Origin of the sequence: Streptococcus minor DSM 17118, from assembly GCF_000377005.1 — a bacterium.
Taxonomy (GTDB): domain Bacteria; phylum Bacillota; class Bacilli; order Lactobacillales; family Streptococcaceae; genus Streptococcus; species Streptococcus minor.
In genome coordinates, this window is record NZ_AQYB01000033.1 from 741,267 (window position 1) to 750,005 (window position 8,739).

9 protein-coding genes and 4 tRNA genes are annotated in these 8,739 nt (G+C 40.4%); 5 read left to right on the forward strand and 8 right to left on the reverse strand.

Annotation, left to right across the window (positions count from 1 at the left end):
* Positions 1 to 29: 29 nt before the first annotated feature.
* Both F602_RS0109995 and F602_RS0110000 read right to left on the reverse strand, forming a co-directional pair.
* A complete protein-coding gene (locus F602_RS0109995; protein WP_018167845.1) occupies positions 30 to 515 on the reverse strand; it encodes a PTS sugar transporter subunit IIB in 486 nt (161 codons plus the stop codon).
* Positions 516 to 527: 12 nt separating this feature from the next.
* Complete coding sequence (locus F602_RS0110000) at positions 528 to 2,309, reverse strand: glycoside hydrolase family 35 protein (RefSeq protein WP_018167846.1); 1,782 nt, start codon at positions 2,307 to 2,309, stop codon at positions 528 to 530.
* A gap of 179 nt (positions 2,310 to 2,488) precedes the next feature.
* On the opposite strand from F602_RS0110000, the gene F602_RS0110005 reads away from it, so the two are divergent.
* Complete coding sequence (locus F602_RS0110005) at positions 2,489 to 3,199, forward strand: GntR family transcriptional regulator (protein ID WP_018167847.1); 711 nt, start codon at positions 2,489 to 2,491, stop codon at positions 3,197 to 3,199.
* 31 nt (positions 3,200 to 3,230) lie between these two features.
* Here the strand turns inward: F602_RS0110005 and F602_RS0110010 are convergent, their stop codons facing one another.
* Both F602_RS0110010 and rlmD read right to left on the reverse strand, forming a co-directional pair.
* Positions 3,231 to 3,962 (reverse strand): GntR family transcriptional regulator, encoded by a 732-nt coding sequence (locus F602_RS0110010; protein WP_018167848.1) that lies wholly within the window; start codon positions 3,960 to 3,962, stop codon positions 3,231 to 3,233.
* Positions 3,963 to 4,128: 166 nt separating this feature from the next.
* Positions 4,129 to 5,484, reverse strand: coding sequence for a 23S rRNA (uracil(1939)-C(5))-methyltransferase RlmD (gene rlmD / locus F602_RS0110015; RefSeq protein WP_018167849.1), 1,356 nt, complete (start codon positions 5,482 to 5,484; stop codon positions 4,129 to 4,131).
* Between the two features lie 56 nt (positions 5,485 to 5,540).
* Here rlmD and F602_RS0110020 point away from each other — a divergent pair, with 56 nt between their 5' ends.
* From F602_RS0110020 to F602_RS0110035, 4 genes are all read left to right on the forward strand, one after another.
* On the forward strand, positions 5,541 to 6,314 hold the full coding sequence (locus F602_RS0110020; protein ID WP_018167850.1) for an aminoglycoside 3'-phosphotransferase: 774 nt from the start codon (positions 5,541 to 5,543) through the stop codon (positions 6,312 to 6,314).
* 10 nt (positions 6,315 to 6,324) lie between these two features.
* Entirely contained in the window at positions 6,325 to 7,101 is a 777-nt protein-coding gene (gene recX / locus F602_RS0110025; protein WP_018167851.1) for a recombination regulator RecX, read from the forward strand.
* A 75-nt stretch (positions 7,102 to 7,176) separates the two neighbouring features.
* Entirely contained in the window at positions 7,177 to 7,710 is a 534-nt protein-coding gene (ntdP, locus tag F602_RS0110030) for a nucleoside tri-diphosphate phosphatase (protein WP_018167852.1), read from the forward strand.
* Positions 7,711 to 7,775: 65 nt separating this feature from the next.
* Positions 7,776 to 8,093, forward strand: a complete 318-nt coding sequence (locus F602_RS0110035) for a DUF960 domain-containing protein (RefSeq protein ID WP_018167853.1) — start codon at positions 7,776 to 7,778, stop codon at positions 8,091 to 8,093.
* A gap of 112 nt (positions 8,094 to 8,205) precedes the next feature.
* Here F602_RS0110035 and F602_RS0110040 read toward each other — a convergent pair.
* The 4 genes from F602_RS0110040 to F602_RS0110055 all read right to left on the reverse strand — a co-directional run bounded on the left by F602_RS0110040 (position 8,206) and on the right by F602_RS0110055 (position 8,553).
* A tRNA-Glu gene (locus F602_RS0110040) sits at positions 8,206 to 8,277 on the reverse strand.
* A gap of 11 nt (positions 8,278 to 8,288) precedes the next feature.
* A tRNA-Ile gene (locus F602_RS0110045) sits at positions 8,289 to 8,362 on the reverse strand.
* A 36-nt stretch (positions 8,363 to 8,398) separates the two neighbouring features.
* Positions 8,399 to 8,469: transfer RNA gene (locus F602_RS0110050), tRNA-Gly, on the reverse strand.
* An 11-nt stretch (positions 8,470 to 8,480) separates the two neighbouring features.
* Positions 8,481 to 8,553 (reverse strand) — tRNA-Val (locus F602_RS0110055).
* Between the last annotated feature and the right edge of the window lie 186 nt (positions 8,554 to 8,739).

Genomic DNA, 8,739 nt, shown 5'->3' on the forward strand with positions numbered 1-8,739 from the left:
TATAAATTTTTCTTAAATATAACCAAATATTAACGAACTTTATCCAATAATGGCATAAAGTCTTTAGCTGGATCGTTTGGTACCATCTGCGCAATCAGTTTTACACCTTTTGCTTGAAGGGCATCAAAGTCCGCAATGTCCTTGTCCACCACATTGATCGAACGGGTTACCGAACGAGTTTCTGGTGTTTGAGACATATTGCCCACATTGAGTTCATCCAAGTGAACCCCGTATTCTACCAGACGTAGAAAACGATCCGGATAACGGGCTACAATCAAGAGACGTTGGGAATCATACTTCCCTGCTAAAATATTTTCAGCTGCCTTTTGAACAGGCAAGATACTCAATTTTACACCTGGAGGACAAGCCAATTTCAAACCTTGTTTTTCAATATCATTTTGAGCCACTTCATCGTCAATGACCATGATACGGCTAATGTTTAGTTTTCCTGTCCATAAATTTGCCACCTGTCCGTGAATCAGGCGACCATCAATCCTTGTAGCGATAATTGCCATACATATTCTCCTTTAGTTTGTAATATCTGTTTTAAAAACGGGTTCTTGAGAAAAGGTCAAGCTTTCTCTAAAGCGGCCCTCCGTTTCGAAGACCACAATCTCATTTTCTCCTTTCTTCAAGTATCCTTTCGGTACATAAAGAGAAAGATGTGGACCCTTTTCCCAAAAACGTCCGATATTGACATGGTTAATAAAGACGACACCTTTTCCAAATCCTGTCATATTTAAATAAGTATCTGCCAAATCATCTATTTCTATCTGATAACGATAAAAAGCTGGACTACCTTCTTTCCACTCCTTGGTATAATCTACATTTCCGATGTTATCTAATGGCAAGGGGTAGCTATCCCAATTTCCAATATAATGCAAATCTGCCATTGCTCCTCTTCCTAGACCCTTAATCTGTGTAGGAGCTGTCAGCTTATGCCCATAGTTTACACGACCCATATTCTCCACCAAGATCGAAATCTCAGATACCTTTTCAGGAAATTCCAGCAGGATATCCTCACCGATTTCTTCCTGATACTGGGTCGCAACCCATTCTTGATTTTGATAGACTTGAATGCGATCTCTGGCGTCAATGACCCGGAAACGCTCTGCCTCTTCCTTATCCTTTTCCAACTTGGTTTGATAGAAGATATAGCCTGTATTTTGACCCAACTCTTCCATATTCTGTGGATAAAAAGAGCTAGACTTCTTAGACAATTGTTCCAAGTTACTAAATAAGGTTGTCTTATCTTTCAGAGAAGCCTGAGGATAAGCTCTAGCCTCTTTTATCAGGGGTTCCTGGTAGTCTAAATGAGGATAAACTTCTTTCATTTTTTCCTGAATCAAATAGAATTTTCTAGTCGGATTACCCGCTTCATCTAAAATTGCATCGTAATCATAAGAAGTTACCTGAGGCAGATCTTTTTGACCACGGGCTGAGCAACCATTCATAAAGCCAAAATTGGTTCCCCCATGGAACATATAAAGATTGATTGACCCTAGCTCAATAGCTTCCATAACTGCTTGGGCTAGTTCCTCTGGACCCCTTCGGATAATCTCTTCACCCCAGCGGTTGAACCAGCCATCCCAGAATTCCATACACATGAGTGGCCATTTCTTACCATACTCATCAAAAAATGCTTGCATCTGGGCAAAATTAACTTTGGCCTTGGAACCAAAATTCCCTGTGACCAAAATATCCTCTTCTATCATACTGCCTGCTCGCAAACAAGCTCGCCAAGGGCCATCTGAAGTAAAAAAGGGAGCTGTCAATCCATATTTTCTCATCAGGTCTGCTACTGCTCGCAGATAAGCCTTTTCCTCTCCGTAAGAACCGTATTCATTTTCCACCTGAAACATGAGAATATTTCCCCCCTGCTCCAACTGATGCGGAACTAGTTTTGGCAGAAGCCAAGCATAGTAGGCATCTAGGTGACTTAGAAAATCGGAATCACTAGACCGTACTCGAATATCCTCACGTAATAACCAGGCAGGCAAGCCACCCCACTCCCACTCAGCGCAGATATAGGGAGACGGACGAACAATGGCATACAAATCCAAATCTTGTGCAATTTGCAAGAATCGTTCAACATCTAATATGCCCTCATCCTGGAAGCATCCTTTTTGAGGTTCATGCAAATTCCAAGGAACATATGTCTCAACAGTATTAAATCCCAATGCTTTGAGATTATACAAGGAATGGTACCAGTCGTCTGGATGAACTCTAAAGTAGTGAATAGCCCCAGATAGAATCTTAAAAGGGTGACCATTTAGATAAAAATTTTCCTTTATCTGAAAATTGACCATCTTACCTCACCTTGTAATCGCTTTCTTTCTATGTCATTATATTAACATAGAACACTGGTTATGTCCAGTAGTTTGTTTCATTTTTTTCAATTTTTTATATAATTTTTTTATTTTTTTATGATTATTTAGTATAATAACATTAGAAATATAACGCTAGTAAACAGAAAGGAGTTCCAGTCATGAAAGTCCCCAAATACCAGCTGGTTCAAAATGAACTACGCCAACAAATTATCTCCGGAAAATTTGAAAATGGAGATAAATTTTATACAGAAGCTGAGTTAACCAAACTCTACAATGTCAGCTCCATCACTGTTATCCGAGCGATGAACGAGCTCGTCAAAGATGGCTACCTCATCCGACAGCAAGGAAAAGGTACCTTTGTCTCGCGCTCTCGGAAAGGAAAACTAGTCAAATTCTCTGATATCGAAATCTTTTCAACCGATGAAGATACCGTTGAAGTTTTATCATGCGAAAAAGGAAATGACCAACGCATCCTCAAGACCTTACAATTAGATAAAAATAACTTCTACTATAAAATTAGTCGCCTGCGTTCAGCAAAAGGCGAGCCGTATATCTTCCATCAATCCTTCATCCCAGCTCGTTACATACAACAACCCGATGCACCTCTGGAACATTTCCAATCCATTTACCAACGATTTAAACTAGACTTTAACATCCACATGTCTGAGGAACCCTTCATTGAAACCAATGAAATTTGCTTCCCAACCCCAGAAGCCATTGCAGAACTGATGCAGATGAGCCAATCCGAACCGACAGTCCTTCAGATAAAAACTACTAGGAAAAATGGAACCGATGAAGTCTTAGAATACACTGAAACATACAAACATTGGAAATTTTATAAATTTGAAATTGCCGCAAATAACAACTAAAGAGAGTTCCAAGTGGAACTCTCTTTTCTCATCAATCATTTCTCTGGTGAATAATTTTATAGCGAAATTGGTCTGCCCTTGCTATACTAAAGGTATACTCAATCACGATATTTTTTGTGTTATATGTCTTACGCAGAAGATGAAGAACAGGGCTGCCACTGCGAATCCCTAAAAGCTCTGCTTCATTATCTAAGGCGATACTGGCATAAAATTCCTCCTCGGCAAGACGAATCGTCTGCGAAAACTGTAACTGAAAGAGTTCATACAGAGGATGCACACTCAACATTTCTTCTGTCAAGCCATCAAACAAGGTGTGAGGCACATAGGACCGCTCAATCATCATTGGAGTATCATTTGCAATCCGCAAACGCTCAATTTCAAAAATTAATTCCCCAGGAGCAATCTGCATCTGTTGGGCAATAGATTCAGGAGCCTCTATCAGCCTAAAGGATAAAATTTTGGTCTGCGGAACTTTTCCCAGCTTCTTCATCTGATCGGTAAAACTGTATGCAGCTGATAAATCTACCGCTGAATCGGTAATCTCAGACACATAGGTTCCCTTGCCATGCTTCTTGTAAACCAATCCTCTTTTTTCTAGCTCCTGCAAAGCCAAACGCACCGTAATCCGACTAACACCATAAATCTTGGTCAGTTCCCGCTCAGAAGACAACTTGTCATTTGCCAACATCGAGTTGCGAATCTCCATCTCCAACTGATCCACTAATTGTAAATACAATGGTTGCTCACTAGCCCCGTCCAACATCTACCTTTTTCCCTTCTTAAAAATCTAGAACCACTATCACCCTAAAGAAATCTCTTGGGACTGATTCCTTTGAACTTGAAATTATTATATTATTTTCAAGTCATGAAAGCAAGAGAAAATTGGTCCTGACCAGTTTTTGTCTGACCTTATCTTGAGAATGCCTAGATTAGTGATTCCTAGTCAATTTCACCACCGCCTCAGTCCGTGCTGTGTGTGGGAACATATCCACACTCTGTATGTATTCGACAGTATAAGCCTTCGTCAACTCGACTAAATCACGAGCTAAAGTAGAAACATTGCAAGAAACATAGACCATTTTTGCAGGCTTGTATCTTAAAATCGTATCCAAAAGTTGTTTGTCTAAACCAGTTCGTGGTGGATCTACAACCAGAGCATCCGCACGATAGCCTTCCGCATACCACTTAGGAATAAGATCTTCAGCCCTCCCAGCCTCATAGTAAGTATTATCAAAACCTAGGCGCCTAGCATTTTTCTTAGCATCCTCAATCGCCTCTGGGATAATATCCATCCCCCTTACCGACTGAACCTGATGTGCAAAAGCAAAGCCGATTGTTCCCACACCACAGTATGCATCAATCAAGTGCTCCGACCCATCTAAGTCCAAAGCCTTAACCGCCTCCCCATACAGAACCTCAGTCTGTTCCGGATTTAACTGATAAAAAGCTCTCGGAGATAAGTCAAACTCATACCCCAAAACAGATTCACGAATACTTTCCTGCCCCCAAATAATCTCTGTTTTTTCCCCATAAATCTCACTGGATTTACTCTTATGATGATTGAGGGCCACTGTCATAATTTCAGGATGCATTGCGATTAGTTCCCCAAGCAAGCGCTGCAAATTGACCTGACGTGAGGTTACAAAAATTAAATGAACCTGACCAGTCTTACGAGAACGACGAACCATGACCGTTCTTATTCCTAGCTGACGACGTTCATCATGGATAGGAATCTGATATTTAGTCAGCAAGTTTGCTACCTGGTTAATAATTTCCTGTGTCACCTTATCCTGAACCAAACAATCCTGAATAGCCACCAAACGATGACTCCCTTGAGCATAAAGACCAGCCTGAACCTTCCCTTTAAACTGACGCGTTTGAAATTGCAGCTTAGCACGGTAAAATTCAGGTTTCGCCATCCCAAGGGTCGGATGCAAGACATAATCTTCATACCCTGCTGGTTGGTATTTTTTTAATGCCTGACGTAGTAAGTCAAGCTTAAAATCCAGCTGCTTGTCATAGCGCAAGTGCATCAACTGACAACCTCCGCAGACCTCATAGATATCACACTGAGGCTTCATTCGAAATTTAGATTTCTTGTGGATTGTCAGGAGGCGAGCCTCTGCAAAATTTCGCTTGACAGCCGTTACCTGACATAAGACTTCTTCACCCTTGAGGGCCCCTGGTACAAAGACCAAGGTTTTTTTGAAAAAGCCTATCCCTTCACCATTTATACCCATCCGCTTGATTTTCAATGGAATTTTTTGTTTCACTTGTAGATTCATAATCTCATTATACCACGCTTTCCCCAGAATTTTTGACATTATGATACAATGAAAGAATGAAGAAAAAAGTCACACTCCAACTATTAGATTATCCAGACACACTCCATCCTTTTTTAAAAAATTGCACTGCCTACGATTCCTCATCACACTCTGGAGCTAGAGTCATCTATCTAGATAATGGCTACTATTTAAAAAGTGATGCCAAGGGCAAATTAAATCGGGAAGCAACCATAGCAAAATGGTTTGCTAAAGCAGGCCTTGGAGTACCTGTCATCCACTATCTTTCTACTGATAAGGACTACCTACTCACAAAAGAAGCACCTGGAAAAAATGCGACCTACTATCTCCATGAACCAGAAGCAATCTGTAAGGTCTTAGCCCAAAAACTCAAAGAACTCCATCATCTTGCTCCACAAAACTTCCCAACCAGTCATTCTCTTGACCTCTATCGAAAAGTTGCTCAAGACAATTATGAAAAAGGCGACTTCTCTCCAAAAGCCCTTTTACCACAATTTGGCATTTCTAATCGGGAAGAAGCCTATCGTCTCATCCAAGAAAAAGGACACCTACTGACACCAGACGCCCTTATCCACGGAGATGCTTGTTTGCCAAATATCATTCTAAACCATGACCTTTCATTTTCTGCCTTTATCGACGTTGGCTTAGCTGGCATCAGTGACAAACACATTGACCTCTACTGGGCCATTTGGTCACTCCATTATAATCTTGGTACCTCAGAATATGGTGAACTCTTTTTAGATTACTATGGTAGAAAAAATATCGATACAGAAAAATTGCGCCTCATTGCTGCTTTTGAAGCATTTGGCTAGAAAGTTACTCATGAAAATCACGAAACTCGAAAAGAAAAAAAGACTTTATCTCCTCGAAACAGATACCGGATTGAAAACCTATATTACAGAAGATACCATCGTCCGCTTCTTTTTATCCAAAGAGAAAGATATTTCAGAAGAACAATGGACAGAAATCCAGACCTTTGCTCAACTTTCCTACGGAAAAAATTTAGCCCTTTATCACCTTTCCTTCAAGCAGCGTACCAAAAAAGAAATCTACGACTACCTTCATGACCATGCTATCGAAAAGCATTTTATCTCACAAATTTTGAAGGAGCTTGAGGACGATAACTGGATTAACGACAGACACTATGTCCAAAACATCCTCGACCAAAACAAACTCTCTGGAGAAAAAGGTCCACTGGTGCTCCAACAAAAACTTCTCAATAAAGGGATTGATAATCATACCATCTCTAGCCTTCTCCCACAATACAATTTTTCTGAAATAGCTGAAAGAGTAGCTCAAAAGCTTCTAAAAAAATACCAAAACAAACTTCCCAACAGAGCCCTTCAAGACAAATTGATTCAAAATCTTCTATCCAAAGGTTTTAACTACCAACAAGCTAAGGAAAGCGTTGCTACCTTGCATATCGAAAGTGACTACGAGCTTGAAGAAAACCTAATTTACAAAGAAATCGATAAACACTTCAGAAAATACGCTAAAAAATATGAAGGATATGATTTAAAACAAAGATTGATCCAAGCCTTAGCTCGAAAAGGCTTCGACTATGACCTCATTCAATCGGTAATCAGAGATTACATGTAAAATTCTACCATTTCTAATCAGTTTATGGTATAATAGCTTGGATTAAACTTAAAATTGTAGAAAGATGGTAACATTGTGAAATTGCCCAAAGAAGGCGACTTTATTACAATTCAAAGTTATAAACATGACGGGGAATTGCACCGAACTTGGCGCGATACCATGGTACTAAAAACAACAGAGAACGCTATCATTGGAGTCAATAACCATACACTGGTGACTGAAAACGATGGCCGTCGCTGGGTCACACGAGAACCAGCAGTTGTCTATTTTCATAAGAAATATTGGTTCAATATCATCGCCATGATCCGCGAAAATGGGATTTCTTACTACTGCAATCTGGCTAGTCCCTATGTTTTGGACAGCGAAGCACTCAAGTACATTGACTATGACTTAGATGTTAAAGTCTTTGCAGATGGTGAAAAAAAACTTTTAGATGTAGATGAGTATGAGCGACATCGCAAGCAGATGCGCTACCCAGCAGATATTGACTATATTCTCAAAGAAAATGTCAAAATTCTTGTCGATTGGATTAACAATCAACGTGGTCCATTCTCGCAAGCTTATGTTAATATTTGGTACAAACGATATTTAGAACTGAGAAATCGTTAAAGTTGCATAACCGAAAAAACCTGTTTAACAGGCTTTTTTCATAGATAAAAAAATCAGGAGAACACATGGCCTTTACGCAGACAAAAGGAAGATATGCCACTTTTGGAGTAGTCACCTCGTTACCAGGAGAAGTCATAGATAGCTTTTGGTACTTTATTGACCAATATTTAAAACATGTCATCCCACTCAAGCATATCCTTCGCTTCAAATTACAAAATAAAAAAGGGAAACTCAGCATATCCTTTTCTCAAGAAAAGTATCCTAACACCATTACTGTTGATTTCCCCTACACTTTTGACCCCTTCTATCCACCGACCGTTCTAGTTGTTGATCGCAATGGCAAAGAAACCATTGCCCTCCCAGATGAAATTATCAATCTGTAAAAGATATTGAAAACTTCCAATGAAAAAAGTCTTTGTAAACAATTAACAAAGACTTTTTTTGTTAGTTCTGATTTATTAATAAAAACAAAAAAGGAGCGTAGCTCCTTACCTATAGTCCGTACGGGATTCGAACCCGTGTTACCGCCGTGAAAAGGCGGTGTCTTAACCCCTTGACCAACGGACCATATAAATAAATGGGCACGAGTGGAATCGAACCACCGACCTCACGCTTATCAGGCGTGCGCTCTAACCATCTGAGCTACGCGCCCAAACAGTTAGTGTTTGGACAGAACTATATAGTTCTAAGCGGGTGACGAGAATCGAACTCGCGACAACAGCTTGGAAGGCTGTAGTTTTACCACTAAACTACACCCGCTTAATAAAGAATGGGAGTTAACGGGATCGAACCGCTGACCCTCTGCTTGTAAGGCAGATGCTCTCCCAGCTGAGCTAAACTCCCATGGGATGAAAGTTTAACTCGCTGGCTCCCTGTCGTGCGCTAACGCTTCGACAAAGGTGACTAAGGTCTACCTTAGCTGAGCTAAACTCCCAAACGGAATCTCTACGATTCCTATGGCTAAGCGACTACCGTATCTCACAGGGGGCAACCCCCAACTACTTCAGGCGTTCTAGGGCTTAACTACTG

What these genes read in the sequence shown, in the direction of transcription:
- F602_RS0109995 (WP_018167845.1), bottom strand. Translation starts at nt 515, where the DNA reads ATGGCAATTATCGCTACAAGGATTGATGGTCGCCTGATTCACGGACAG.
- F602_RS0110000 (WP_018167846.1), bottom strand. Translation starts at nt 2,309, where the DNA reads ATGGTCAATTTTCAGATAAAGGAAAATTTTTATCTAAATGGTCACCCT.
- F602_RS0110005 (WP_018167847.1), top strand. Translation starts at nt 2,489, where the DNA reads ATGAAAGTCCCCAAATACCAGCTGGTTCAAAATGAACTACGCCAACAA.
- F602_RS0110010 (WP_018167848.1), bottom strand. Translation starts at nt 3,962, where the DNA reads ATGTTGGACGGGGCTAGTGAGCAACCATTGTATTTACAATTAGTGGAT.
- rlmD (WP_018167849.1), bottom strand. Translation starts at nt 5,484, where the DNA reads ATGAATCTACAAGTGAAACAAAAAATTCCATTGAAAATCAAGCGGATG.
- F602_RS0110020 (WP_018167850.1), top strand. Translation starts at nt 5,541, where the DNA reads ATGAAGAAAAAAGTCACACTCCAACTATTAGATTATCCAGACACACTC.
- recX (WP_018167851.1), top strand. Translation starts at nt 6,325, where the DNA reads ATGAAAATCACGAAACTCGAAAAGAAAAAAAGACTTTATCTCCTCGAA.
- F602_RS0110035 (WP_018167853.1), top strand. Translation starts at nt 7,776, where the DNA reads ATGGCCTTTACGCAGACAAAAGGAAGATATGCCACTTTTGGAGTAGTC.